This is a genomic window from Streptomyces sp. NBC_01750, from assembly GCF_035918095.1.
Taxonomy (GTDB): domain Bacteria; phylum Actinomycetota; class Actinomycetes; order Streptomycetales; family Streptomycetaceae; genus Streptomyces.
Map to the genome: position 1 here is coordinate 3,989,798 of NZ_CP109137.1, position 25,545 is coordinate 4,015,342.

Annotated in this window: 25 protein-coding genes; 10 read left to right on the plus strand and 15 right to left on the minus strand. The window is 70.5% G+C overall.

Translation table 11 applies throughout. The annotated features are described in order from the left end of the window. Positions 1-26: 26 nt before the first annotated feature. The 4 genes from OG966_RS17785 to OG966_RS17800 all read right to left on the minus strand — a co-directional run bounded on the left by OG966_RS17785 (position 27) and on the right by OG966_RS17800 (position 3,833). A complete protein-coding gene (locus OG966_RS17785) occupies positions 27-788 on the minus strand; it encodes an SDR family NAD(P)-dependent oxidoreductase (protein ID WP_326650657.1) in 762 nt (253 codons plus the stop codon). 10 nt (positions 789-798) lie between these two features. After that, on the minus strand, positions 799-1,704 hold the full coding sequence (locus OG966_RS17790; protein ID WP_326655265.1) for an LLM class F420-dependent oxidoreductase: 906 nt from the start codon (positions 1,702-1,704) through the stop codon (positions 799-801). Between the two features lie 170 nt (positions 1,705-1,874). Further along, positions 1,875-2,288, minus strand: a complete 414-nt coding sequence (locus OG966_RS17795; protein ID WP_326650658.1) for a PaaI family thioesterase — start codon at positions 2,286-2,288, stop codon at positions 1,875-1,877. Between the two features lie 324 nt (positions 2,289-2,612). Continuing rightward, the gene (locus tag OG966_RS17800; RefSeq protein WP_326650659.1) at positions 2,613-3,833 is read right to left on the minus strand and encodes an amidohydrolase family protein; all 1,221 of its coding nucleotides are present in this window, start codon (positions 3,831-3,833) and stop codon (positions 2,613-2,615) included. A 191-nt stretch (positions 3,834-4,024) separates the two neighbouring features. Between OG966_RS17800 and OG966_RS17805 the strand changes: the two genes are divergently transcribed. The 3 genes from OG966_RS17805 to OG966_RS17815 all read left to right on the plus strand — a co-directional run bounded on the left by OG966_RS17805 (position 4,025) and on the right by OG966_RS17815 (position 8,372). Further along, a complete protein-coding gene (locus tag OG966_RS17805) occupies positions 4,025-4,777 on the plus strand; it encodes a polysaccharide deacetylase family protein (RefSeq protein WP_326650660.1) in 753 nt (250 codons plus the stop codon). A gap of 164 nt (positions 4,778-4,941) precedes the next feature. After that, positions 4,942-7,887, plus strand: a complete 2,946-nt coding sequence (locus tag OG966_RS17810; RefSeq protein WP_326650661.1) for an AfsR/SARP family transcriptional regulator — start codon at positions 4,942-4,944, stop codon at positions 7,885-7,887. Positions 7,888-8,102: 215 nt separating this feature from the next. Then, entirely contained in the window at positions 8,103-8,372 is a 270-nt protein-coding gene (locus tag OG966_RS17815) for a hypothetical protein (protein WP_326650662.1), read from the plus strand. A 151-nt stretch (positions 8,373-8,523) separates the two neighbouring features. Here OG966_RS17815 and OG966_RS17820 read toward each other — a convergent pair whose 3' ends face one another. Then, positions 8,524-10,086 carry a FadD3 family acyl-CoA ligase gene (locus OG966_RS17820; RefSeq protein ID WP_326650663.1) on the minus strand — a complete coding sequence of 521 codons (1,563 nt, stop codon included), beginning with the start codon at positions 10,084-10,086 and terminating at the stop codon, positions 8,524-8,526. Positions 10,087-10,185: 99 nt separating this feature from the next. Here OG966_RS17820 and OG966_RS17825 point away from each other — a divergent pair, with 99 nt between their 5' ends. From OG966_RS17825 to OG966_RS17835, 3 genes are read left to right on the plus strand one after another with little or no spacing between them, the layout of a single operon-like run. Then, entirely contained in the window at positions 10,186-11,334 is a 1,149-nt protein-coding gene (locus tag OG966_RS17825; protein WP_326650665.1) for a lipid-transfer protein, read from the plus strand. A gap of 1 nt (position 11,335) precedes the next feature. Then, a complete protein-coding gene (locus OG966_RS17830; RefSeq protein ID WP_326650666.1) occupies positions 11,336-11,776 on the plus strand; it encodes a Zn-ribbon domain-containing OB-fold protein in 441 nt (146 codons plus the stop codon). After that, a complete protein-coding gene (locus OG966_RS17835; RefSeq protein ID WP_326650667.1) occupies positions 11,773-12,549 on the plus strand; it encodes an enoyl-CoA hydratase/isomerase family protein in 777 nt (258 codons plus the stop codon). Before OG966_RS17830 ends, OG966_RS17835 begins: the two co-directional genes overlap by 4 nt. Before the next feature lie 106 nt (positions 12,550-12,655). Here OG966_RS17835 and OG966_RS17840 read toward each other — a convergent pair whose 3' ends face one another. From OG966_RS17840 to OG966_RS17860, 5 genes are all read right to left on the minus strand, one after another. Further along, a complete protein-coding gene (locus tag OG966_RS17840; protein ID WP_326650668.1) occupies positions 12,656-13,162 on the minus strand; it encodes a hypothetical protein in 507 nt (168 codons plus the stop codon). A 154-nt stretch (positions 13,163-13,316) separates the two neighbouring features. Beyond that, complete coding sequence (locus OG966_RS17845) at positions 13,317-13,874, minus strand: hypothetical protein (protein WP_326650669.1); 558 nt, start codon at positions 13,872-13,874, stop codon at positions 13,317-13,319. 321 nt (positions 13,875-14,195) lie between these two features. After that, positions 14,196-16,637, minus strand: a complete 2,442-nt coding sequence (locus OG966_RS17850) for a serine/threonine-protein kinase (protein ID WP_326650670.1) — start codon at positions 16,635-16,637, stop codon at positions 14,196-14,198. A gap of 190 nt (positions 16,638-16,827) precedes the next feature. Continuing rightward, positions 16,828-17,142 (minus strand): hypothetical protein, encoded by a 315-nt coding sequence (locus tag OG966_RS17855; RefSeq protein WP_326650671.1) that lies wholly within the window; start codon positions 17,140-17,142, stop codon positions 16,828-16,830. 92 nt (positions 17,143-17,234) lie between these two features. After that, entirely contained in the window at positions 17,235-18,020 is a 786-nt protein-coding gene (locus OG966_RS17860; protein WP_326650672.1) for a VOC family protein, read from the minus strand. A gap of 268 nt (positions 18,021-18,288) precedes the next feature. Here OG966_RS17860 and OG966_RS17865 point away from each other — a divergent pair, with 268 nt between their 5' ends. Then, positions 18,289-18,936: a TetR family transcriptional regulator gene (locus tag OG966_RS17865; RefSeq protein ID WP_326650673.1), complete on the plus strand. Its 648-nt coding sequence runs from the start codon at positions 18,289-18,291 to the stop codon at positions 18,934-18,936. A gap of 124 nt (positions 18,937-19,060) precedes the next feature. Here OG966_RS17865 and OG966_RS17870 read toward each other — a convergent pair whose 3' ends face one another. The 3 genes from OG966_RS17870 to OG966_RS17880 form a co-directional block, all read right to left on the minus strand. Next, entirely contained in the window at positions 19,061-19,531 is a 471-nt protein-coding gene (locus tag OG966_RS17870; protein WP_326650674.1) for a nitroreductase family deazaflavin-dependent oxidoreductase, read from the minus strand. Further along, positions 19,531-20,772 carry an acyl-CoA dehydrogenase family protein gene (locus tag OG966_RS17875; RefSeq protein ID WP_326650675.1) on the minus strand — a complete coding sequence of 414 codons (1,242 nt, stop codon included), beginning with the start codon at positions 20,770-20,772 and terminating at the stop codon, positions 19,531-19,533. Before OG966_RS17875 ends, OG966_RS17870 begins: the two co-directional genes overlap by 1 nt. Positions 20,773-20,900: 128 nt before the next feature. Then, positions 20,901-21,272 carry an iron chaperone gene (locus OG966_RS17880; RefSeq protein WP_326650676.1) on the minus strand — a complete coding sequence of 124 codons (372 nt, stop codon included), beginning with the start codon at positions 21,270-21,272 and terminating at the stop codon, positions 20,901-20,903. Positions 21,273-21,305: 33 nt separating this feature from the next. On the opposite strand from OG966_RS17880, the gene OG966_RS17885 reads away from it, so the two are divergent. Both OG966_RS17885 and OG966_RS17890 read left to right on the plus strand, forming a co-directional pair. After that, positions 21,306-22,508: a thiolase C-terminal domain-containing protein gene (locus tag OG966_RS17885; RefSeq protein ID WP_326650677.1), complete on the plus strand. Its 1,203-nt coding sequence runs from the start codon at positions 21,306-21,308 to the stop codon at positions 22,506-22,508. 71 nt (positions 22,509-22,579) lie between these two features. Next, the gene (locus OG966_RS17890; protein WP_326655266.1) at positions 22,580-23,248 is read left to right on the plus strand and encodes a pyridoxine/pyridoxamine 5'-phosphate oxidase; all 669 of its coding nucleotides are present in this window, start codon (positions 22,580-22,582) and stop codon (positions 23,246-23,248) included. Here OG966_RS17890 and OG966_RS17895 read toward each other — a convergent pair whose 3' ends face one another. Next, complete coding sequence (locus OG966_RS17895) at positions 23,249-23,650, minus strand: Zn-ribbon domain-containing OB-fold protein (protein ID WP_326650678.1); 402 nt, start codon at positions 23,648-23,650, stop codon at positions 23,249-23,251. Beyond that, positions 23,650-24,099, minus strand: a complete 450-nt coding sequence (locus OG966_RS17900; RefSeq protein WP_326650679.1) for a DoxX family membrane protein — start codon at positions 24,097-24,099, stop codon at positions 23,650-23,652. The genes OG966_RS17895 and OG966_RS17900 overlap by 1 nt, the downstream gene beginning before the upstream one ends. Before the next feature lie 157 nt (positions 24,100-24,256). Here OG966_RS17900 and OG966_RS17905 point away from each other — a divergent pair, with 157 nt between their 5' ends. Continuing rightward, the gene (locus OG966_RS17905; protein ID WP_326650680.1) at positions 24,257-25,405 is read left to right on the plus strand and encodes a flavin-containing monooxygenase; all 1,149 of its coding nucleotides are present in this window, start codon (positions 24,257-24,259) and stop codon (positions 25,403-25,405) included. Positions 25,406-25,545: the final 140 nt, after the last annotated feature.

Below are 25,545 nucleotides of genomic sequence, written 5' to 3' on the forward strand. Positions count from 1 at the left end.
GCGAGGCGTCAATAGCCGACGTCCGGTCAGAAGAGGCTCACGCCGGCGAGCCAGCCGCCGTCGATGACGAACGGCTGCCCGGTGATGTACGAGGAGTCCTCACTGCTCAGGAAGAGCACCAGCTTCGCCACCTCCTCCGGCTCCCCGACCCGGCCGAGCGGTACGAGCTTCCGGTACAGCTCGCCCACCGCCGCCGGGTCCACGCCGCCCGGGTTGCTCATCGGTGTGTCCACCGCACCCGGGCAGACCGCGTTGACGCGGATCTTCCTGGCGGCCAGCTCCAGCGCGGCGACCCGGGTCAGGCCGAGGATCGCGTGCTTGGTCGCGGCGTACGCGCCCACGCCCGCCATGCCCGTCAGAGCCGTGTACGAGGCGGTGTTGACGATCGTCCCGCCGCCGGCCGCCTCGATCTCGGGCGCGACGTTGCGTATACCCAGGAAGCAGCCGATCTGATTGACCTGGATGATCTGCTGGAACTCCTCCAGCGGCGTGGACACCAACTCGTTGAAGCGCAGGATGCCCGCGTTGTTGACCAGCCCGTCGATCTTCCCGAACGCGTTCTTCGCCGCGGCGACTGCGGCGATCCAGTCGGCCTCCCGGCTCACATCCAGATGGACGTATGCGGCTGTGTCCTCACCCAGCTCCTTGGCGACGGCCTCGCCCTGGTCGTCCAGCACATCGGCGAGCACCACCTTCGCGCCCTCCGCCGCGAAGAGCCGCGCCTCCTGCTCGCCCTGCCCGCGCGCCGCGCCCGTGATGAGGACGACGCGTCCGTCGAGCTTTCCCATCCCACTCTCCTCAGTTCAGGTGCGGAGCAACGTCGGCGGCGAAGGCCGCTATCTGATCGGTGAGTTCGGTGCGGCTCCGGCTGCGGAACCGGACCTGGATCTGGTGCACGCCCATCGCGGCGTAGGCGCGCAGCGACTCGGCGAGGGCGTCGGGCTTTCCGGTCAGGGTCCGCCGGCCGGTGTCCCAGTCCGGCTCGCCCACGTACAGCGGCTCGGTGATGGCGCCGATCTCGATGGGATCGGCGACGCCTGCTTCCTCGCGCAGCATCTTCAACCTGGCGATCTGGGCGGGGAGTTTGCCGCGCGGGTCGCCCTGGGGCAGCCAGCCGTCACCCCGTACGGCGGCCCGGCGCACGGCGGCGGGCGAGGACCCGCCCACCCAGATGGGCATCCGCCGCTGAACGGGCCGGGGCCGCTGCCCGAGCCCGCTGAAGGAGAACCGCTCGCCGGCGAACTCGGGGTACTCCTCCGGGCCGAGCGCCGCCCTGAGCGCGTCGATGGTCTCGTCGAGTACGGGCCCGCGCGCGGCGAAGTCCACGCCGAGCGCCTCGAACTCCTCCTGCACATGCCCGGCCCCGACCCCGAGGATCAGCCGTCCGCCGGAGAGGTGGTCCAGGGTCGCGTACTGCTTGGCACTCAGGAGCGGATGCCGCAGCCCGACGACGGCCACATGGCTGAGCAGCAGCACGCGCTCGGTGATCCCCGCGAGGTAGGAGAGCGTGGCGACGGGGTCGTACCAGACGGTGGACATGGCACCGGCGAGCCGGCGCGGGATCGCGACATGGTCGCAGCTCGCGAGATACGCGAACCCGGCCCGGTCGGCGACCCTGGCGATCTCGGCAAGATCCTCGGCTCCCGCGCCGGCCTCCCACGGCTCCGCGTAGATGGTGCTCTGCGACTGGATCGGGAGCTGCATCCCGTACGACAGCCGCCCCTGGGGCAGTACGTGCACCGCGCCGCCTCCTCGCCTGATCTGACGCTACGTCAACTGGCCGGACGGGGTCATCGTCGTACCTGACGGTTCATCAGACAAGGGGTGCGGTGGTGCGGGTGCCGGGGACGGTGCCGGGGCCGCGGTGCTTCGCCTCAGCCGAGCAGGGCGTACACGGTGGAGGCCCGCGCGGCGACGTCCCGCGAGCCATCGGCGGTCATGGTGATGTCCGCGAACGCCATACGCCGGCCCAGCTTGGTGATCCTGACGTCGATCAGGACGTCCGCGCCGGTGATCGCGCGCTGGAAGGTACTGGACTGCTGGACCGTCGTCATCGGCGCGAAGCCGCCGAGGGCGGAGGCGACGGCAATGACGGTGGCGGTGTCGGCCGCCGCCATGAGCGCCTGCCCGGACAGGGCACCGCCTTCACGGGCGAGGCGATCGCTCCAGGGGAGGCGGAGGATGGCATGCCGTTCACCGGCCTCGACGACGGAGAGCCCGAGGTCGAGCACCCAGGGGGCGAAGTTGTCGGCGAGGATCTTGTCGGCTTGGGCGGGGGTGAGCGTCATCCTCCGATGGTGCCAGTCGTCCGGTCATGTGGTCAGGCTGGGCCGGGGGCTTTGGTGGTTACTGCCCGGGGGTGGTTTCCATGGACGAGCCGAGTCTCACCCGGTCATGTGGTCAAGCCGGGCCGGGGGCTTTGGTGGTTACTGCCCGGGGGTGGTTTCCATGGACGAGCCGAGAGGACCGGAGGTGGATTCGGGGTCACGCGGCAGGACCCCCTACGCCGACGACCCCGAGGAGTCGTGCCCGGAGGGGCGCCGGAGCCCGCATCGGGCAAGACCCCGCACCCCGGGCCCGGGCAGCAAGACCCCGCACCCCCGCCGGAGGCGTTACGCGCCGGGCCACAGCCCGTCCGGGGTGAGGCCCAGCAGCTCAATCGCGTTGCCGCGCACTATCCGGTCCACCACATCCGGCGCCAAGTGGCCCATCTGGCTCTCCCCGACCTCCTTCGACTTCGGCCATGTCGAGTCCGAGTGCGGATAGTCCGTCTCGTACAGCACGTTCCCCACTCCGATCGCGTCCAGGTTCTTCAGCCCGAACGCGTCGTCGAAGAAGCACCCGTACACATGCTCCGCGAACAGCTCCGACGGCGGCCGCAGCACCTTGTCCGCCACCCCGCCCCAGCCGCGGTTCTCCTCCCAGACCACATTCGCGCGCTCCAGGATGTACGGGATCCAGCCGATCTGGCCCTCCGCGTACATGATCCTCAGACCCGGGAAGCGCTCGAACTTGCCGCTCATCAGCCAGTCGACCATCGAGAAACAGCAGTTGGCGAAGGTGATCGTCGAGCCGACGGCGGGCGGCGCGTCGGCGGACGTCGACGGCATCCTCGACGACGAACCGATATGCATCGCGATCACCGTCCCCGTCTCGTCGCACGCCCGCAGGAACGGATCCCACTCGTCCGTGTGCACCGACGGCAGCCCGAGGTGCGGAGGAATCTCCGAGAAGGCCACCGCCCGCACGCCCCGTGCCGCATTGCGCCGAACCTCCTTTGCCGCCAACTCCGCGTCCCACAGCGGGATCAGGCTCAGCGGTATGAGGCGGCCGCGCGCCTCGGGGCCGCACCACTCCTCCACCATCCAGTCGTTGTACGCGCGCACGCCGAGCAGCCCCAGTTCGCGGTCCTTCGCCTCGGTGAAGGTCTGGCCGCAGAAGCGCGGGAAGGTCGGGAAGCAGAGCGCCGACTGGACGTGATTGACGTCCATGTCGGCCAGGCGCTCCGGCACCCCGAAGGAGCCCGGCCGCATCTGCTCGTACGTGATGACCTCGAGCCTGATCTCGTCGCGGGCGTATCCGACCGCCGTGTCGAGGCGGGTCAGCGGCCGGTGCAGATCCTCGTAGACCCACCAGTCGCCGATCGGCCCGTCATCGCCCTTCGCGCCCATCACCGGGGCGAACTTGCCACCCAGGAACGTCATTTCCTTCAGCGGCGCCCGGACGATGCGCGGGCCGATGTCCTGGTACTTCGACGGGAGCCGGTCCCGCCAGACGTTGGGGGGCTCAACCGTGTGGTCGTCCACCGAGATGATCTTGGGGAAGGTCTCCATAGGCCCACGGTAGCGCCGATCTGACGACTCGTCAGCTAGTGGGCGGCACGGGAAGCCTCTCCGCCGCGGGCCCCTGGCTCACTATAAACCCCGTCTATACATGCTGTTTATAGTGCGACGACGTACGCGGCCGGCCAGCGGCAGAGCGACGTATTCCGCGTGCCCGCCATCCACCGAGGGGGATATTCGCCATGCCCGGAAACAGGACGAAAGCGAAGGTCACCGCCGCGCTCGCGGTCGCCATCCTGGCGCTGACACTCGGCGGGTGTTCGATGGAGACCACCTCACCGGCCGCCGCCAGGAGCCACGCGGCATCCGACGCCAAGCCGCCGTCCGCCGCGGGCGTCGACTGCGGCAGGGCCAAGTGCATAGCCCTGACCTTCGACGCCGGACCCGGCAAGGACACGGCCCAACTCCTGGACACCCTCAAGGAGAAGAAGGTTCACGCGACCTTCTTCCTGCTGGGCAAGAACCATGTGCTCAAGCACCCGGACATGGCCGACGAGGGCCATGAGGTGGCCAATCACACCTGGTCGCACCGCCGGCTCGACGAGCTGAGCGCCGACGGAATACGCGAAGAGCTCTCCCGTACGCAGGAGGCCATCGCGAAGATCACCGGCCGCAGGCCCACGCTGATGCGCCCGCCGCAGGGCCGTATCAGCGACGACGTCACCAGGGTCAGCCGGGAGCTCGGCCTCGCCCAGATCCTGTGGAGCGCCACCGCCAAGGACTTCCCCACCACCGACTCCGAACTCATCAAGAGCCGGATACTCGACCAGGCGGGGCGCGACGGCATCATCCTGCTGCACGACATCTACGACGGAACGGTGCCCGCCGTGCCCGGAGTCATCGACGAGCTGAAGAAGCGCGGCTACACCTTCGTCACCGTGCCCCAGCTGCTCGCGCCCGGCAAGGCCAACCCCGGTGAGGTGTACCGCCCCTGACGGGAGCCACCGGCACAGATCACAGACGTAGATCGGCAAGAGGGGTTAGCGCAGAAGCTGACGCGGGCAGGGGCGAGGTGGAGACGCCCCGCTGCTGACGGGGCCACCATGCACAGGGCAGACTGTCGAGGGCGATTCCGGCAGTACGGGGGCAGGGAGCAGCTATGGACCGTGACAGCGGGCCACGCGTACCGGAGCAGCGGACTCCGAAGCAGAGCGGCGTCATTGACCTGCGCTTCAGCGTGCTCGGCCCGGTGCGTGCCTGGCGCGGCGGGGAGGCTCTGCCGTCCGGCTCGCCGCAGCAGCGCGCCCTGCTGGCCGCGCTGTTGCTGCGCGACGGCCGCACCGCGACCGCTTCCGAGCTGATCGACGCGATCTGGGGCGAGGACCCTCCTTCACAGGCGCTCGCGGCGGTACGGACATACGCCTCGCGACTGCGCAAGGTGCTGTCCGCGGACGCGCTGGTCAGCGAGTCGGGCGGCTATGCGATACGAGTAAGGCGCGATGCCCTCGATCTCGCCACGGCCCAGGAGTTGGCGGTGGAGGCGGAGAAGGCGCGCGCCGCCGGGGACCGCGGCCAGGCGCGCGCACTGGTGAACAAGTCGCTGGGGCTGTGGGACGGCGAGCCGCTGGCCAATGTGCCCGGGCCGTACGCCGAGAACCAGCGGGCCCGCCTGGAGGAGTGGCGGCTCCAGCTCCTCGAGACCCGGCTCGACCTCTGCCTGGAGGTCGGCGCCCATGCGGAGGCGGTCTCGGAGCTGACCGCGCTCACCGCGGCGCACCCGCTGCGGGAGCGGCTGCGCGAACTGCTGATGCTGGCGCTGTACCGCAGTGGACGGCAGGCCGAGGCACTGGCCGTGTACGCCGACACGCGCCGGCTGCTCGCCGAGGAACTGGGCGTCGACCCGCGCCCGGAGCTCTCCAGGCTCCAGCAGCGCATTCTGCAGGCCGACGTGGAACTGGCCCGGCCGAGCGAGGAGCCGGCCCCGGCTCCGCAGATCACCAGGCCCGCCCAACTACCCGCCACCGTGCCGGACTTCACCGGCCGCGCCTCCTTCGTACGCGAACTGGGCGACCAGCTGGCCACCGCCGAGGGCTCGGTCATGGCGGTCTCTGCGCTCGCCGGCATAGGCGGGGTCGGCAAAACGACCCTCGCCGTCCATGTGGCCCACGAGGCCCGGCCGCACTTCCCGGACGGTCAGCTGTACGTCGACCTGCAGGGCGCGGGCAACCGCTCCGCCGATCCGGAGACGGTCCTGGGCGCGTTTCTGCGTGCCCTGGGCACGGCGGACTCCGCCATTCCGGACTCGCTGGACGAGCGGGCCGCGCTCTACCGCTCGACGCTGGACGGCCTGCGCGTCCTGGTCCTCCTCGACAACGCGCGGGACGCCGCCCAGATCCGCCCGCTGCTGCCCGGCACGCCGGGCTGCGCGGCGCTGGTCACCAGCCGGGTCCGGATGGTGGACCTGGCCGGGGCGCACCTCGTCGACCTGGATGTGATGTCGCCGGAGGAGGCCCTGCAGCTATTCACCAAGATCGTGGGTGAGGAACGGGTCACCTCCGAACGTGAGGCGGCGCTGGATGTGGTCGCGGCGTGCGGGTTCCTGCCGCTCGCGATCCGTATCGCGGCCTCGCGCCTCGCGGCCCGCCGCACCTGGACAGTCTCGGTGCTGGCCGCGAAGCTCGCCGACGAACGCCGCCGCCTGGACGAGTTGCAGGCGGGCGACCTCGCGGTCAAGGCCACCTTCGAACTGGGCTACGGCCAGCTGGAGCCGGCCCAGGCCCGCGCCTTCCGCCTCCTCGGCCTCGCCGACGGCCCTGACGTCTCGCTCGCCGCGGCCGCGGCTGTACTGAATCTTCCGCCCCAAGTGACGGAAGACCTGCTGGAGGCCCTTGTCGACACCTCGCTGCTGGAGTCGGCGGCGCCGGGCAGGTACCGCTACCACGACCTCGTACGGCTCTACGCGCGTGCGTGCGCCGAGCGCGATGAAGAGCCGCCCGCGGAACGGGAGTCGGCGCTGACCCGGCTGCTGGACTTCTATCTGTCGACGGCCGCGCGGGTGTTCGCGATAGAGCGTCCGGGCGACCGGCTGGTGGACCACCTGGCGCGTACGGAGTACGAGGGCCTGGTCTTCACGGACGGACACGACGCGCAGGACTGGCTGTACGCGGAGGCGAACTGCCTGCTCGCGAGCGCACGGCAGGCGTCGAGCGGAAAGCGGCTGCGCCTCGCCGTGGATCTGCTGTGGGCCGCACAGGATCTGGCGGAGTCCGGCGCCAACTCCAAGCTGTACGAGAGCGTGGCCCTCTCGGCGCGCGACGCGGCCCGTGCCACCGGCGACGTCCGTACCGAAGCGCGGGCGCGCACCTCGCTGACCAACGTGCACATGGTGGCGGGCCGTTACGACGAAGCGGACGAGGAGGCCAAGCGGGCGGCGGTCCTCGCGAAGTCCGCCGAGGACCCGGCTCCGGTCTACTGGTCGGACAACGACCGCGGCATCATCGCCTTCAACCAGGGGCGCCACGCGGAGGCCGAGGAGCACCTCCGCCGGGCGACGGAGGGTTCCCGTGCCGACGACAACCGCCCTGGCGAGGCCAGCGCCCTGTGCAATCTCTCCCGGGTCCAGCTGTCGATGGGCCGGACCTCGCAGGCCATCACCCTCGCCGAGCAGGGCGTCGACATCTATGACCGCATCGGGCACACCCTCCGGCTGGCCAATGCCCGCTACGCCCTGGGGGTCGCACTGACCCATGCGGGACGCCACACCGAGGCGCTGGATCAGCTTCTCGAAGCTCTGGAGAGGTTCGAGACGAATCGGCAGCGTCTGTGGGAGGGGACGACGCACTTCCGCATCGCGCAGGCCCACCTCACGGCCCGCCGGCCCGCACAGGCCGCCCAGCACGCCGAGCAGGCGCTCGCGAGCGGCTGCATCGGCGGCGACCGGACCCGCGCGAACGTGCTGATTACGCTGGGCAGGGCGCTGGAAAGCCTGGGCCAGGCGGACCGCGCGCGTGCCTGCTGGCGCGAGGCATTGTCCCTGCACGAGCAGTCGGGTGCCGCGGAAGCGGAGGAAGTACGCGGGCTTCTTTCCCCTCTCAGCGCAGCATGAGGGCCCCCCGCCAGGGCGTTCATTGAATGTTTATGCTCGTCCGACATGCTCAGTGCATTCGATCCGTCGCGTCGGGGGGCAGGCGGATCCCGGGACCTACACCTCCGCTTGGGGGCGAGCGGTCCCCCTGGCCTTCTGTCCGGCGACCCTCGGGGGAGTCTCCGGGCAGAAGGCCACCTTCGGTATCGTCGGGCAATCCCATGGGGGACAGAAACATGAGCAACACCGAGAAGAAGCCGGAAGAGATCACCACTCTGAGCGATCACCACACGCCGGCCCCGCCGCAGGGCGCCGCCATCGTGCAGAGTGACCACCACACTCCCGTCCCGCCGAAGGACGGCGTCACCACCATGAGTGACCACCACACTCCGGTCCCGCCGAAGGACGGCGTCACCACGATGAGTGACCACCACACGCCCGTCCCGCCCGCGGACGGCATCACCACCATGAGTGACCACCACACGCCCGTCCCGCCCAAGGGCTGACCCGAACTCCACTCGACGGGGTGCGGCCGCGGCGGCGCGGAGGGGGAGCCGCCGCGGCCGCGACATGTCCGGTGCCGGTCACTGAGGTGCCGGGCCGCCGAAGTGCTCGCCGCCGAGGTGCCGGGCCGCCGAAGTGCTCGCCGCCCGACGATCAGGCGCGCTCGCGCGAGCGCAACTCCGTCTTCAGGACCTTCCCGCTCGCGTTCCTCGGCAGCTCGCTCACGAACTCGACCTGCCTCGGCACCTTGTAGTTCGCCATCTCCCGTCGCGACCAGGCGATCAGGTCGTCCGCCGTCAACGTCGAGTCCCGGCGCCGTACCGCGTACGCCTTGCCCACCTCGCCCAGCCGCGGGTCGGGGACGCCGATCACCGCGACATCCGCGACATCCGGGTGCAGGCCCAGCAGTTGCTCGATCTCCGCCGGATACGCGTTGAAGCCGCCGACGATGAACATGTCCTTGATCCGGTCGGTGATGCGGAGATTGCCCGCATCGTCCAGCACACCGACGTCGCCCGTACGCAGCCAGCCGTCCTCGGTGATCGCCTTCGCCGTCTCCTCGGGATCCTCGAAGTAGCCCTGCATCACATGGTGTCCGCGCACCAGCACCTCGCCCGGTTCACCCGGGCCCGCCAGCACGCGGACCTGCGTGCCGGGGATCGCGCGGCCCGAGGTGGACGCGATCGTCTCCGGGGCGTCGCCTCGGCGGCACATGGTGACGATGCCGCTCGCCTCGGAGAGGCCGTACGCCGTGAGGACCGTGGCGATACGCAGCTCGCTGCGCAGCCGCTCGACCAGCTTCAGCGGCACGACCGCCGCGCCGGTGACGACGAGCCGCAGCGCGCTGAGATCGTGCTGCTCGCGGGCCGGGTGGTCGAGCAGGGACTGGTGGAGGGTCGGCGGTCCCGGCAGTACCGAGATGCGTTCGGCGGCGATATTGGCCAGGACCGTGTCCACGTTGAAGACCGGCTGAGGGACCATCGTCGCACCCCGCGTCAGACAGGCGATGATGCCCGCCTTGTAGCCGAAGGTGTGGAAGAACGGGTTCACGATCAGATAGCGGTCGCCTTCGCGCAGCCCGGCGAGATCGCTCCAGACGTCGTAGCAGCGAAGCGTCTGAGCGTGGGTGATGACGGCGCCCTTGGGCCGGCCCGTCGTCCCGGAAGTGAAGATGATGTCGGAGGGCGCGGACGGGTCGATCGCGTCGGCACGTCCGCGGACGTCCGCGGACGAGATGGCGTCGCCGCCCGCCAGGAAGTCCTTCCAGGCACGGAAGTCCGCCGGTGCGCTGTCCGCCAGCACCACCACCTGCTCCAGATGCGGCAGGTCCACCTCCGCGCGACGCAGGGACGCGACGTACGAGGTACCCAGGAACGTTCCCGTGACGAAGAGGAGTCTGGCGCGGCAGCGCTGGAGGACGTACGCCGCCTCGCCGCCCTTGAAGCGGGTGTTGAGCGGCACCAGTACCGCGCCGGCTGTCACCGCGCCGAGTGCCGAGACGATCCAGTCGAGGGTGTTGGGTGCCCAGACCGCGACCCGGTCGCCGGGCTCGACGCCGGACGCCATGCAGGCGGCGGCGGCACGCTCGACCCGCTCGCCCAGTTCGGCGTACGAGACCCTGCTGCGGCCCTCGACGACGGCCTCCCGCTCCCCGTACCGTTCGGCAGCGCTCCGTACCAGTCCCGGGATACTGCCCCACTCCAGGTCGCCGCGCATCGCAAGCCCTCCCACCGCACCAGCTAGCTGACTAACCGTCAGATTAGCTGTAGCCTGACGCGCTGTCAGCAGTGAGGACGATCGCGGAGGTGGTGCCCCGTGGCGACGCTCAAGGACGCGGCGGCGATAGCCGGCACAGGACAGACGCCTTTCGCCAGGCAACTTCCCGAATCCGAGAAGACCCTGGCCTGCCGCGCCATCCTGGCCGCGCTCGACGACGCCGGTATCGATCCGTCCGAGGTCGACGGCTTCGCCTCGTACACGATGGAGGAGACGGACGAGGTCGAGATCGCCAAGGCCATCGGCGCCGGGGACGTGACCTTCTTCTCCAAGGCCGGCTACGGCGGCGGCGGTTCCTGCGCCACCGTCGCCCATCTCGCGGGCGCTGTCGCCACCGGTCAGGCGAGCGTCGGCATCGCCTGGCGCTCCCGCAAGCGCGGAAGTGGCCCGAGGCCCTGGAAGAACACGGCCGTTCAGCTGCCCACACCCGCCCAGTGGACCCGCCCCTTCGGCCTGCTGCGGCCCGCCGACGAGATCGGCATGCTGGCGCGGAGATATATGCACGAGTACGGCGCCACTCGCGACCATCTCTTCAATGTCGCCCTCGCCTGCCGCAACCGCGCCAACCAGAACCCCGCCGCCGTCATGTACGAGCGGCCGCTGACCCGCGAGATGTATATGTCCGCCCGCTGGATCAGCGAGCCGCTCTGCCTCTTCGACAACTGCCTTGAGACGGACGGCGCGCTGGCCTGCGTGATCGTCTCGGCCGAACGGGCCCGCGACTGCAGACAGAAGCCGGTGTACATCCACTCCGCCGCCCAGGGCCTGCCCGCGCAGCACCACGGGATGGTCAACTACTGGAACGACGACCCGCTCACCGGACCCGCCTGGACGGCCGCCAGACAGCTGTGGAAGACCGCCGACTTCGGTCCGCAGGATGTCGATGTGGCACAGATCTACGACGCGTTCACCCCGCTCGTCCCGCTCTCGCTGGAGGGCTACGGCTTCTGCGGACGGGGGGAAGGCGCGGCCTTCACCGAAGGCGGCGCGCTGGAGATCGGCGGCCGGCTGCCGGTGAACACCGGCGGCGGAGGTCTGAGCGAGGCGTACGTCCACGGCTTCAACCTCATCACCGAGGGCGTGAAACAGCTGCGCGGCACCAGCACGGCGCAGGTCCCGGACGCCGCGACCTGCCTGGTCACGGCGGGCGAGGGAGTGCCCACTTCGGCTGTTCTGCTGAGGAGTTGAGATGGACTCACTACTGATGCCGGTCGTCGACGACGACGGCGCGCCCTTCTGGGAGTACGCCGCCCGCGGCGAGCTCCGCGTGCAGGCCTGCGCCGAACCGGACTGCGCCGAGCTGCGCTTCCCGCCACGGCCCTGCTGCCCGCACTGCCGGTCCTTCGACAGCGAGTGGCGCAGGATGAGCGGGCGCGGCCGCATCTGGTCGTTCGTACTCCCCCATCCGCCGCTGCTGCCCGCGTACGCGGCCCAGGCGCCGTACAACACGGTCGTCGTCGAGCTACTGGACGCACCCCGTATCCGCCTGGTCGGCAATGTGGTCGCGGCGCCGGACGCGCCGCTGAACTCGGTCGTGCCGGCGCGGCTGCGCATCGGGGCCGCCGTGAAGGTGGCGTTCACCGAGCTGGACGGGATCACCGTGCCGCGCTGGCTGCTGGAGCGGGCATGAGCCTTGGCATCGACACGTACAAGGAGACGGGTGTCGCACTCGTCACGCTGGACCGGCCCGAGCGGCACAATGCGATCGATCTGGCGATGGCCGGTGAACTGGCCGATGTCTGGCGTCAGTTCCGCTTCGACGACTCCGTGCGGGCGGTGGTGGTGACCGGAGCGGGCACCAAGGCGTTCTGCACCGGCATCGACCGCTCGGTGCGGGTGCCGCAGCCCTCGTCCCCGTACACGATCGACGATCCGCTGATCGCGATCGGCCCGAAGGCGAACGACCTGTGGAAACCAGTGATCTCGGCAGTGGAGGGGATGGCCTGCGGCGGGGCGTTCTATCTGCTCGGGGAGAGCGAGTTCCTGGTGGCCTCGCGGGAGGCGACGTTCTTCGATCCTCATACGACGTACGGCATGGTCAGCGCGTACGAGTCGATCTCCATGGCACAGCGGATGCCGTTCGGCGACGTGGCGCGGATGGCGCTGATGGGGACGGCGGAGCGGATGTCGGCACGGCGGGCGTACGAAACGGGGCTGGTCTCGGAGCTGACGGAGCCGGGCGAGGCGGTGGCGACCGCGCTGCGCGCCGCAGCGGTGGTCGCGTCACACCCGACCGAGGCGGTGCAGGGGACCGTACGGGCGGTGTGGTCTGCTCGCGAGGCGGCCAGATCGCAGGCGCTCGCCCACGCCCCGCACCTGATCACGCTCGGGAATCTGCCGTCCGAGCGGCAGGCGGAACTCTTCGAGGGCGGGCGGGGCGGGGGGAGTTACGTGGTTCGGTAGCCGTGGGCCGCCCCCTGCCCGCCCCTTCCCGCGACCGGGCTCCGGAATACGCCCCGCCGGCAGTTGAGACGCGGACCGGGGCGGAGCCCCGGCCCGGTCCGGGCCGTCAGCTCGCCGTACGGCTCGCGCTGATGACTTCGCACTTCTTGTACTCGGAGCCGTCACCGGAACCGGTGTACGGAGTGCTCGCGTTGCCGGGCGCGGAGGCACCGGGCGAGACCTTGAGGTCCTCGACCTTGGCGATGGCGAGGTTGACCTTCGTGTCGCCGAGGTCGCCCTTGAACTGCAGGCTCACGTCGTACTTGTACGCCAGCGAGTCATTGTTGGTGACAGTGATCTTCGCGGTGAGGTTCTTGCCGGAGGCGTCCAGCCCGCACTCGTCGATCTTGACGTCACGCTCGGCCCGGTGGGCGCTGGAGCCGCCGCTCAGAGAGCCGGTGGAACCACCCGAGGTGGCGTTGTCGTTGTTGTGGCTCCCGCCGCCGCTGCTACTGCTGCTGCCGCTGTGGCTGCTGCCACCACCACAGCTGCCGCCGTGGGAACCGCGGGCTCCGGTCAGCGCGACGACTGCGATGCCGAATACGGCTATAGCGCGGACATGACGAATCTTCACGTTTCAACCCCCGTTGAAAGTCGTGTCGGTGAATGGGCTCGATTGACGAGCACACGTCACCCTAGCAGCGGATGATCGCCACGACGCCCACGAAAAGGCCGACGCGGAGGCCCGGAAGAGGCCCCCGAATCGGTCCCGCAGCGGCCTCCTGCGCTCAGTCGTCGAGCAGCGCTTCGGCTTCGCATTTCTTGACCCGTGCCACCAGCTTGGGGCTGCGCATGCCGACGTTGACGGTCCTGGTCTCGCCGCTGTCCAGCGTGACGTCGGTGTTTCCGCGGTCGACGATCGCACCCGAGGCATCCAGGAACACCACCTCGACCTGGTACCTGTGCGTGACCCCGTAGTCCGCAACCACCTGCACCGTGGCGGACGTTGTCGCCCTGCGCTTGCCGCGGCCCTTCTTCACACAGGTGACGACGGTCGCCTGTGGCGAGCCGGTGGCGGTCGCCGTGGGCGTCGGCTCATCGGTGTACGAGTCCGAGCCTGATGAACCGGACGACGACGAGCCGTAGTCGTCGTCATTGTCGTAGTCGCGGTAACCGCCGTTCGACTTCTTGGAGTTCGAGCAGCCGCCCGAGCCACCACCGCTGCCGTGCGACCTGCTCTTGCCACCCCTGCCACCCTTGCCGCTCGAGGCCGAACTCGAGAAACCGGTCAGCGCCAGCACCACCACGACCAGTACGGCCGCGAGCCTGAGACGTCGGCGCAGCATCGCCGGCCCTCCCCCTGTGCTTCCTGCTCTTGATGTACCTGACAATCGCGCGCCACCGTAGCAGTCGCGAATCAGGGGTGGGCAGGCGCATCGGCGGTCGCGTCCGTGACGGCCGTCGTACCAGTCACGGAAGGGGCTCCGTACGGCGGCCGTCGCTCCGACGAGAGCGAGGATCGACCGATGATGTTGCGGATCACCGTCGGCCTCCTGGGGGATGCCGCTCTCGATCACGACGCTACGCCCGGACGGTGCCGGTCGCCATCGGGGCACTTGCCGGACGGACCGGATGTCCGTGCCGTCCGTGCCGTCCGTGCCGTCCCGCTAGCGTGCGCCGCCCGGAGCGCCCCTGCCGGTGGCCGTGCCCTTGACCGCGTCCAGCGCGTACACACAGCGGTCCTTGCTGCACGCGTACACCACACCGCCCTGCGCCACCGGAGAGCCCGTGATCTCGCCGCCCGTCGCGAGCTTCCAGCGGAGCTGGCCGCCGCTCGCGTCCAGGGTGTAGAGCACATGGTCCGCGGAGCCGAAGTGGACCCGGCCGTCGGCGACCACCGGGGCGCCGACGACCTCGCCGCCCGCCGCGAAGCGCCACATGGGTGTGCCTGTCACCGCGTCCAGGGTGTAGAGCGCGCTGCCGCTGCCGACATGGATGTTGCCGTTCGCGACCAGCACCGGCTCGATGGACTGCCTCGATTCCGTGGCAATGCGCCAGCGGTCCTTGCCGGTCGTGGCGTCCAGGGCGTACACCGTGCCGAGGTAGTCGACGAGATAGACGCCGCCGCCCGTCACCGCGGGGCCCGGCGCGAAGACCGGCGGCGAGAGGAAGACCGCGGGCGACTCGAAGTGCCAGCGCACCAGGCCGTTGGAGATGTCGATGGCGAGCACGCGGGTGCCGGCCGCGACATAGACATAGCCGTCGGGCGCGGGCTGCACCCGTACCGGCACATTGCCGCAGGAGGCCGCGTCGCCGACGGGGTACGACCAGCGCTCGACACCCGTACGGGCCTCCAGCGCACGCAGCCTCGCGTCCTGCCACACGTACACCGTGTCGTCGAAGATCGCGGGCCCGGCCTCGGGCGTCTCGAACTCCGTCTGTGCCCCGGCCGTCTCCCAGAGCTTCTCGCCGCTGGATGCCTCCCAGGCCTGTACGCCGCCGCCGCGTGTCCCGGTGAGGACCGTGCCGCGGTCGGCCTTGAGGGAGTACACCCATGCGTCGGTCTGGAGCCGCCACCGCTCCTGGCCGTTCGTCGCGTCGAGTGCGTACAGCGTCGGCCCGTCCGAGGCATGGATACGGCCTCCGGCCACCGCCATCGCCCACGCCACGTCCCTGGTCTTGAACTGGCGCCGGCCGCTGCCCACGTGCAGGGCGTGCACCTCGAAGGACGTCACATACAGCAGATCGCCGGCCACCACCGGCGTGCCCCAGACGTCGTTCGACATCCGGAACCGCCACGGCCGCCAGTGTCCGGCCGCGCCGTCCGGCGGTGAAGCGGGCGGCGGCACCGGCGCCGCCACGGCGGCCGGTCCCGGAGACGGTACGGCGCTCGTCGGCGCCTCCGCGCCGTTCAGCCCGCCGGGCGGGCGGACCCAGCCGGTCGCGGGACCGGCGTCGACGACCCCGCCGCGGCCCGCGTCCGCGACCCGGGGTCCTGGACCGATCGGCACCTTGGAGCCGGGCAGCCGGACCGGTCCTGCCGTGGCGGGCGGGGCCACGGCCAGTGAGGGTGCGGCCTGGCCCGTACGCGGGTCGCTGCCACCCCGCCAGGCGGAGTCCCAGTCCGCGCCCTGCCGGGACGGCGGCGGCTGCGGCGGCGCCTGAGGGCGCGGAGGCGTGGGCTCGGCGGGGCGCTGCGGGGCCGGAGCCGGGGGGCGGCCGCCGCGGCGCTGCTCGATCATCGCGGTGGCCCGCTCCGGCAGCCAGGCGGACGCCGTACCGCTGTCGTCGCTGCCGGAGGAGAAGAGATGCGGAGCGAGCTGTGCCTGCAGATCCTCGGGCGTCGGCCGCAGCCCGGCCTCCATCTGCATACAGGAGTCGATCAGGGGCCGGAGCTCGTCCGGCAGCCCCTCCAGGTCCGGGCCCTCGCGCAGCAGCATGAACACGGTCTCGACCGGGTTCGCGCCGTGGAAGGGCGCATGCCCGGTAGCCGCGAAGACGAGCGTGGAGCCGAGCGAGAAGACATCGCTCGCGCCGGTGACGCTGCGTGAGTCGCGCGCCTGCTCCGGCGACATGTACGCGGGCGTGCCCACGGCGACGTTGGTCATCGTCAGCCGGGTGTTGGAGACGCCGGACGCGATGCCGAAGTCGATGACCCGCGGCCCGTCCTCCACGACCAGGACGTTCGACGGCTTGAGGTCGCGGTGGACGAGACCCGCGCCGTGGATGGACTGCAGCGCCTCGGCCACACCGGCCGCCAGCCAGCGCACCGCCTGGGCGGGCATCGGCCCGCACTCATTCACTATTTCTTCGAGGGAGGGGGCAGGGACATACGCGGTGGCGAGCCACGGCACGGCCGCCCGCGGATCGGCGTCCACCACGGCCGCGGTGTAGAAGCCGCTGACGGCGCGAGCGGCCTCCACCTCACGGGTGAAGCGGACGCGGAACAGCTGGTCCTCGGCAAGCTCGGTACGCACGGTCTTGATCGCCACCCGTCGGCCGGACGCCGACCGGGCGAGATAGACCAGTCCCATGCCGCCGGCACCGAGCCGGCCCAGCACCTCGAACGGACCGATCCGTCTCGGGTCATGCTGCGTCAGCTGCTCCATCACTTGCCTGCCACCTCCCCGTACGGGCCCCAGAAGAAATGGGGCCCGTCACAGCCCCGTGCAGCGTCTCACCGCCGAGACCCTCAGCGGTGCGCACCCTGATTCTTCCTGTCGAAGGCGACGGTTGCGAACCCGGGGGCGGATCGGGGTGTCTCACCCGGTTTCGGGCACGCTTCGGGAGCGGATCGGTTCAGCTGCGGGCCTCCAGGTGTCCCTGGGCGCGCAGGGAGCCGCCGCAGGAGATCGCGTCACTGCCGTCCCCGGTGTGCCAGGCCCCGTAGACAGTCCTGACGCGGACCGGCCACTTCGGGTTGCTCACGTCGTCGCAGTCGACGACCAGCCGCCAGGTGTATGAGGAGCCGCTGTAGCAATTGGCGGAGGCACTGTCACCACTGCCGGCCAGGTTGCAGGGCAGCCGGGCGGCGGAGGCGGGGGTCGCGGTGAACAGTCCGGCGGCGATGGCGGCGCCGGCGGCGAGTGCCAGGGCGGTCTTGGTACGCAGCACGAGGAGGTCCTTTCGCGGTGGGGGAAGGACCACCACTATGGATCAGCTCACGGGTCTAGGTCTAGACCATTATCCGCTCAACTCCCGCTCGTTCACGCCGCCTTGGACTCCTCATCGGGTTCGGCGAGAACGGCGAACGAAGCGCCCTGGTTGTCCGCGAGCACCGCGATACGGCCGTAAGGGATGTCGAACGGCGGCGCCTGGACCCGGCCCCCGAGACGGGTGACCGCCGCGGCCGTCCCGTCGCAGTCCTCGACGCAGAAGTAGACGAGGAAGTGGCCGGGCATCTCGGCCGGAAAGGCCTCGGTGATGACACTGCGGCCGCCGAAGGCGGTGTCCTCCCCGGGCTCCGTACCGGCGGGCGACCATGTCCGGAAGTCGATGGGCACGTCCGGAAGATCCGTCCCCCGGAAGCCGAACACCGACTCGTAGAAGGGGTCGACGCTCTCCTTGTCACGCGTGTACACCTCGGTCCAGCAGAAGGAGCCGGGCTCGCCCTGTTTCTCGAAGCCGGACGTGTCGCCGGCCTGCCAGAGCCCGAAGACCGCGCCGCCGGGGTCCGCGGCCTCCACGATCGTGCCGGCGGTGCCGACCGGCCGCGGGTAGGTGATCACCTGGCCGCCGGCCTCCCCGATCTTCCTGCCGAGCGCGGCGGCGTCGTCGGTGGCGAAGTAGATGCCCCAGACGGTGGGCATCCGGCCGTCCCGCTTGGGCGCGAGGCCGGCGACGAGCTTTCCGTCACTGAAGGCGTTGACGTACCCGGCGTCCCCCTCCTCGAATGTCCAGCCGAACAGCTCGCCGTAGAAGCGCTTGCCCGCCTCGACATCGGGGAGCGCCGCGTCCACCCAGCAGGGCATGCCCTCCGCGAATGCGGCCATGGACCTGATTCCTTCCCTTGTAACGGAATGTGGTGCCCGTCACACTCAAGCTAATGGCGCATTACGCGCACCGCAGGGAATCAAATCGAACAAATTACTCAATTGTCAGGATCCGGGGCCCGGGGGCCGCGATCCGGGGCCGGAGTCGGGGTCTTGATTCGTTGAGTTATGCACAGAAGTTTTCCACAGGCTGTTGATAAGACTATTGAGGCACCCCATTTGCACTCGGCCGAATCGCGCGCCGATCACCCCTCGGTAAGCTGACGGCATGACAGGACAAGTACGCACCGTCGACGGCCGAGTGGCCGGACGACGCGGCCAGGCGACGCGGCAGAAGCTGCTCGACTGCCTCAGCGAGATGCTCAGCACCTCGCCGTACCGGGACGTCAAAGTCATCGACGTGGCCCGGAAGGCGGGCACTTCACCCGCGACCTTCTATCAGTACTTCCCGGACGTCGAGGGCGCGGTCCTCGAGATCGCCGAGGAAATGGCCAAGGAGGGCGCTGGGTTGACCGACCTTGTCGCCGGCCGTTCCTGGGTCGGCAAGGCGGCCTGGCAGACCTCGGAGGAGCTGGTCGAGGGCTTCCTCGACTTCTGGCGCCGCCATGACGCGATCCTGCGGGTGGTCGACCTGGGAGCGGCGGAGGGCGACAAGCGGTTCTACAAGATCCGCATGAAGATCCTCAACTCCGTCACCAACTCCCTTACGGACGCGGTGAAGGACCTCCAGTCGAAGGGCAAGGTCGACAAGGACGTCAGCCCGGCGGCGATCGCGGGCTCGCTCGTGGCGATGCTGGCGGCGGTGGCGTCGCATCAGAAGGGGTTCACGGCCTGGGGTGTGAAGCAGGCCGAACTGAAGCCGAATCTCTCGCTGTTGGTGCATTTGGGCATCACGGGCAGGAAGCCGACGAAGTAGCCGCGGCGTCGCGTCACCCCCATGTCCTGTCACAGCGACGCGACGCCTCCACCGGACAAGAACCCGCATGCCGGGCCCGAGCAGCAGGCGCCCGACAAGAGCCGGTGGACAGCGGCCCGCGTCCCTAGCGGCGCGACAGGCGAAAGACGCGGATCTCTCTCTTCACCCGGGACTGGTACGTCGCGTACGGCGGCCAGAAACTCAGCGCCGCCCGCCACGCCTCCTCCCTCTCCTCGCCCTCCAGCAGGCGCGCACGCACCAGGACGTCCTTGCCCTTCCAACTCACCTGCGCCTCCGGGTGTTTGAGCAGGTTCGCCGTCCACGCCGGATGGCCCTCGCGGCCGAAATTGGAGCCGATCAGGATCCAGTCGCCCGACTCCTGCGGCAGGCACGCCAGCGGAGTGACCCTGGGCAGGCCGCTCTTCGCGCCGCGCGCGGTGAGGATGACCCCCGGCAGCATCTGTGCGCTCAGCAGCACCTTGCCCCGCGTCAGCCGGTGGACGGCACGGTCCACAGCCGGGATGACATGAGGCGCGATCCTCGCGAAGGCGCGGGTCGACGAGACCTTCTGGACGAGCCGTGCACCGGGCGCCATCAGACCACCGCCGCCGCGGGCCCGGGCGCCGCTCCCGACGGCGCTCCCGACGGCGCTCCCGACGCCGCTCCCGCCGGCGGGACGAAGAGTCCGGCCCGTTCGGCCGCACGGGTGCGCAGCCGGTGCACCGGGCCGAAGAGCAGCTCGTCCGCCGCCGCCCGTTTGAAGTACAGATGCGCCTCGTGTTCCCAGGTGAAGCCGATGCCGCCGTGCAGCTGGACCGCCTCGCCCGTGACCACCCGCAGCGTTTCCAGGCCCTGCGCCAGCGCCAGGCCACCCTCCCTCGGGTCCCAGGCCGCGTAGTACGCCGCCGAGCGGGCCGCCTGGACGCGTACGTACAGATCGGCCAGCCGGTGCTTGACCGCCTGGAAGGAGCCGATCGCGCGGCCGAACTGCTCGCGCGCCCGGACGTACTCCACCGTGCGGTCCAGGGCGCACGACGCCGCGCCCACCGCTTCCGCCGCAAGCAGCGTCGCCGCCCGGACCCCGGTCTCAGCCAGCGCCCCCGGCACATCGGCCGCATCGTCCGCGCCCAGCAACTCCGCCGCGCAGTCACGCAGTTCCACCCGTGCCTGCGGCCGTGTCTCGTCCAGTGCGGTCTGCCGGGTCCGCGAAAGCCCCGCCGCATCCGCCCGGACCAGGAAGAGGAGCGCACGGCTGCGGGCAAAGCCTCCCGTATGGGCCGCGACCAGCAGCAGCCCCGCGCTGTGCCCGTCGAGGACCTGTCCGGCTTCCCCGTACAGCAGTCGGCCATCGCCGCCACCGGGCCGCGCCTGGACGCCGCCGGCCCGGCCGCCACCGGCCCACTCCCCCGAAGCGTTGTCGCCGCTCAGCCCGAGCGCCGCCGCGAGGCTGCCGCCCGGTACGGCGAGTGCGCAGGTCAGCGAGCCGTCCGCGATGCGCGGGAGCAGCTCGGCCCGCTGCGCGGGTGTGCCGAGCGCGGTGATCAGCGGCGCCACGAGCCCGGCCGTGGCGAACAACGGCGAGGGCAGCAGCGCCCGCCCGGTCTCCTCGCAGGCGAGTGCGAGTTCCGCGAGGCCGCAGCCCACACCTCCGTACGACTCCGGCAGCGCAAGCCCCGGCAGGCCAAGCCGCGCGGACAGCTGCGTCCACAGCTCCGGGTCGTACCCGTCGGCCGTACGGACGGCCGCCTTGACCTCGTCCGGGCCAGACCGTTTGGTCAGCAGCTCGCGCAGGGTGCGGCGGATCTCGTCCTGCTCCGCGGTGAAGGTGGTGTCCATGGGGATCCCCTCCGTATCTGACGGGCCGTCATGCTAGAGCGGGCGGATCCAGATGCACAGGGGCGTGCGCCCGCACGTGCACCAGGGCCGCGTGCTCAGGCCCGCGCGGAGGCGAACACAGGGCGCCGTCAGCAGACCTCACCGGGCGTGGTCGCGGCCGCCCTCAGCAGATCCCGTACGAGGCCGTAGTCGATCGCCTCGGTACGCCGGAAGCGCAGACATCCCTTGCCCATGTCCTGGTCCGCCAGCCGCTCTTCGAAGCCCTCCCGGATGTCCGGACGCATCAGATAGAAGGAGACGTACTGCTTCTGATTGGCGAAGGCGATCTCCGCCTCCCCGCCCTTGCGGCGGTAGCTGGGCATGCCCCAGGCCATCACCTCCTCGTACTCCGCGAGCTCCGTACGGCACAGCTCCCGGATCCGGATCAGCGCCGTGAGCCGGTCCTGGTCCGCCACCTCGGCGAGGTAGCCGTCGACGTCTTCAGCAGTACTTCTGGGCATACGCTCCACGCTATCTGATGTACCGTCAGATTCATGCCTTCAACTCCGCGCACTCGCGCTCCGCGCACGGCGGGCACCCCGCGCAAAGTCGCCATCGTCGGCATATCCCTCTCGGGCTGCGGACGCGTCGACGGCCCCACGCCCTACACCCTGCATGCCCAGGCCGCCCGCCGCGCACTCGCCGACTCCGGGCTCGAGCGCTCCGTCATCGACGGCTTCGGCTCGGCCGGCCTCGGCACCCTCGCCCCGGTCGAGGTCGCCGAGTATCTGGGCCTGCGGCCGAGGTGGGTGGATTCGACCGCGGTGGGCGGGGCCACCTGGGAGGTCATGGCGGCCCACGCCGCCGACGCGATCGCGGCCGGGCACGCCAACGCTGTACTCCTCGTCTACGGATCCACCGCCCGGGCCGACATCAAGGCGGGGCGGCGCACCTCCAACCTCTCCTTCGGCGGCCGTGGACCGCTCCAGTTCGAGGTCCCGTACGGGCACACACTCATCTCCAAGTACGCGATGGCCGCTCGCCGCCATATGCACGAGTACGGCACGACATTGGAGCAACTCGCGTCGGTGGCCGTCCAGGCGCGCGCGAACGCCGCCGCCAATCCGGACGCGATGTTCCGCGAGCCGATCACCGTCGACGAGGTGCTCGACGGGCCGGTGATCGCGGACCCGTTCACCAAGCTGCACTGCTGCATCCGAAGCGACGGCGGCTGCGCCGTACTGCTCGCGGCCGAGGAGTGCGTACCGGACACCGCGAAGGACCCGGTATGGATCCTCGGCACCGGCGAGTACGTCTCGCACACCACCATGTCGGAGTGGGAGGACTTCACCGTCTCCCCGGCCGCGGTCTCGGGCAGCCTCGCCTTCGCGCGCGCGGGCGTCTCCCCGGCCGAGATGGATATCGCCGAGATCTACGACGCCTTCACCTATATGACGCTGGTGACCCTGGAGGACCTGGGTTTCTGCGCCAAGGGCGAGGGCGGCCCGTTCGTCGGGAAAGGGCGGCTGACGCGGGACGGCGAGCTGCCGGTCAACACCGACGGTGGTGGTCTCTCCGCCTGCCATCCGGGGATGCGCGGACTGTTCCTGCTGGTCGAGGCGGTGCGGCAGCTGCGCGGCGAGGCGGGCGGGCACCAGGTGCGCAAGGCCGACGGCGGGCCGCCGCGACTGGCGGTCGCCTCCGGCACGGGCGGCTGGTTCTGCTCCTCGGGGACGGTGGTGCTGGGCAGGGACTGAAGGACAGGGCCCACCGTGAAGGATCTTTCATGATCGACGCGGTGGTGCCGAGCAGAGAGTTGAATGCCCGCATGGACAACGATCAGCAGGAGACCTTCCGCGAGCTCCTCCGCGCACAGCGGGTCTGGGACACCACGCTTCCCGCCTTCGACCCGGCCACCGCGCCCGGGACACCACTGCCGCTGTTCCACCGTTGGTTCGCCGAGGCTGTGGCAGCGGGCCAGACCGAGCCGCACACCATGACCCTGGCCACCGTGGACGAGCAGGGGCGTCCCGACGTACGCACGCTGATGCTGCACGACGCGGACGAGCGCGGCTGGCATTTCGCCTCGCACGTCACGAGCGCGAAGGGCCGGCAGCTCGCCGCGCATCCGGAGGCCGCGCTGGGCTTCTACTGGGCGGCGCAGGGCCGCCAGATCCGGATCCGGGGCCGGGTGACGGCGGGTGCCTCCGCGGAGAGCCAGGCCGATCTGCACGCCCGCTCCACGGGCGCGCTGGCCGCCGCGCTCACCGGACGGCAGAGCGAAGTGCTCGGCTCGCGGGAGGAGTTGGCGACGGCGTCACAGGCGGCTTGGGAGCGGGCACAGGCCGAGCCGGATGCCCCTGTGCCGACCTGGACGCGCTATGTGCTGCAGCCGTACGAGGTCGAGTTCTTCCAGGGCGACGAGCGGCGGCAGCATGTACGGCTGCGCTACCGCCGCGAGGAGAGCGGCTGGGCGAGGGAGCTGCTCTGGCCGTGATCACCTCCGCGCCGGACGGAAGACGGGCACCGCCACCTCATCGTTCTCCCGGCGGAAGGTCACCTCCAGCTCCATGCCGACGCTGAGCCGGTCCTCCGGGCACTCCACGATCTCGGTCATCATCCGCGGGCCTTCGGCGAGACCGACGACGGCGGCGGTGTACGGGACGCGGGCGCCGAAGGGCGGCAGGTCATTGCGGTGCACGACGGACCAGGTGTAGAGCGTGGCGCGGCCGCTCGCCCCCTCCCACTCGACGTCCTCGCTCCAGCAGTGCGGGCAGAACTCGCGCGGATAGTGGTGCGCCTTCGCGCATGCGCGGCAGCGGCGGATCAGGAGCCGGCCATCGCCCGCGGCATCCCAGAAGGGGCGGGTGAAGTCGTCGGCTTCAGGCGTCGCCGTCATCAGAAGAGTCCGATCGCGCTGTCCAGGGACCAGGTCTGCCATGCCATGGCGAAGAGGGCGACGAACGATATGAGCGCCATCATGGCGTTCTGACCCTGTTCCGCCCAGTCGTGGATCATCAGGACCAGATAGAGCAGATTGAGGAGGAGCCCGCCGGCGAGGGCGACCGGGGTCAGGAAGCCGACGACCAGACCGAGACCCAGGGCGAGTTCGGCGTAGACGACGACGTACGCCATCACCTTGGGGCGGGGCCGGACCACCTTGTTGAAGCCGTTCTTCACCACCGGCCACCGGTGCTTGCCCGCGACGTCCGCCGCCCAGGCGATGCCGGTACCGCGCTCGAACCAGCCCTTCTTGTCCTTGTGGCGCCAGCTCTCCAGCCACCACAGACCGAGACCGATACGGAGGACGGCGAGCCATTCGGCACCGGTGAGCCAGGCGGTCTCCATCCGGTTCCCCTTCTCTCTTCGCGCCTTTTCTGACGACACGTCAGTTCAGCGGATGTGATGACGTGTGCGCAAGAGGTGTGCGGGCGTGATCAATTCGCAACCGATTCCCGTCTTGACCGAGACCCATCATGTAATCGGGCGATTACGCTCACGATTCATGGCCGACGAAAAGGACATTGACCTCACGAACGCCCGGCCCGTCTACGTCATCGGCGGCGGCCCGGGCGGTCTCGCGGCTGCCGCCGCGCTGCGCGAGCAGGGCGTACGGGCCGTGGTGCTCGAGAAGTCGGAATCCGTCGGCGCCTCCTGGCGCCGCCACTACGACCGGCTGCATCTGCACACGACCCGGCGGCTGTCGGCACTGCCCGGTCTGGCGATGCCGCGGTCGTTCGGGCGCTGGGCCTCCCGCGACGACGTGATCCGCTACCTGGAGAAGTACGCGGAGTTCCACGAGCTGGAGATCGTCACCGGGGTCGAGGTCTCCCGGATCGAGCCCTCCGGTTCCGACTGGGTACTGCACGCGACGGGCGGCCGGGAGCTGACCGGACGGGCGGTCGTGGTGGCCACCGGCTACAACCACACCCCGCATGTGCCCGACTGGCCGGGCCGGGACTCGTACGCCGGCGAACTGCTGCACGCGAGCGAGTACCGCAATGCGGCCCCGTACGCGGGCAAGGACGTACTGGTCGTCGGCGTCGGCAACACCGGCGCCGAGATCGCGGTCGACCTGATCGAGGGCGGTGCCGCGCGCGTCCGCCTGGCCGTCCGGACGATCCCGCACATCGTGCGCCGCTCGACGGCGGGCTGGCCTGCCCAGCGGACCGGCATCCTGGTCCGGCGGCTGCCGGTCCGCCTGGTGGACCGGGCGGGCGGGATCATGTCCAAGATATCCGTCCCCGACCTCACGGCACAGGGGCTGCCGCGCCCGGACACGGGCCTGTACTCCCGTGTGAAGCAGGGCGCGATCCCGATCCAGGACGTGGGCCTGATCGACGCCGTACGGGCGGGCAGGGTCGAGCCGGTCGCGGCGCTCGAGTCCTTCGAGGACAGCAAGGCGGTACTGGCGGACGGCACCCGGATCTCCCCGGACACGGTGATCGCGGCAACGGGCTACCGCCGGGCGCTGGAGGGCCTGGTGGGCCATCTCGGCGTCCTGGACGAGCGCGGCAAGCCGGTGACACACGGCGGCCGCGCGGCGGCACAGGCGCCGGGGCTGTACTTCACGGGGTTCACGAACCCGATCAGCGGGATGTTCCGCGAGATGGCACTGGACGCGCGCAAGATCGCCAAGTCGCTGACGCGGTAGCGGACTGCCGGGAATTCCACGCCGTGACCGCCTGGCGACGCGAGCCGGCCGTGCGGGGGTTCGCCCACCGCGCCCGCAAGGACCGCGTCGCCGCTTGACGGACAGCCGCCGCCTGAGAGGCAAGAGACATACGGGAGCCC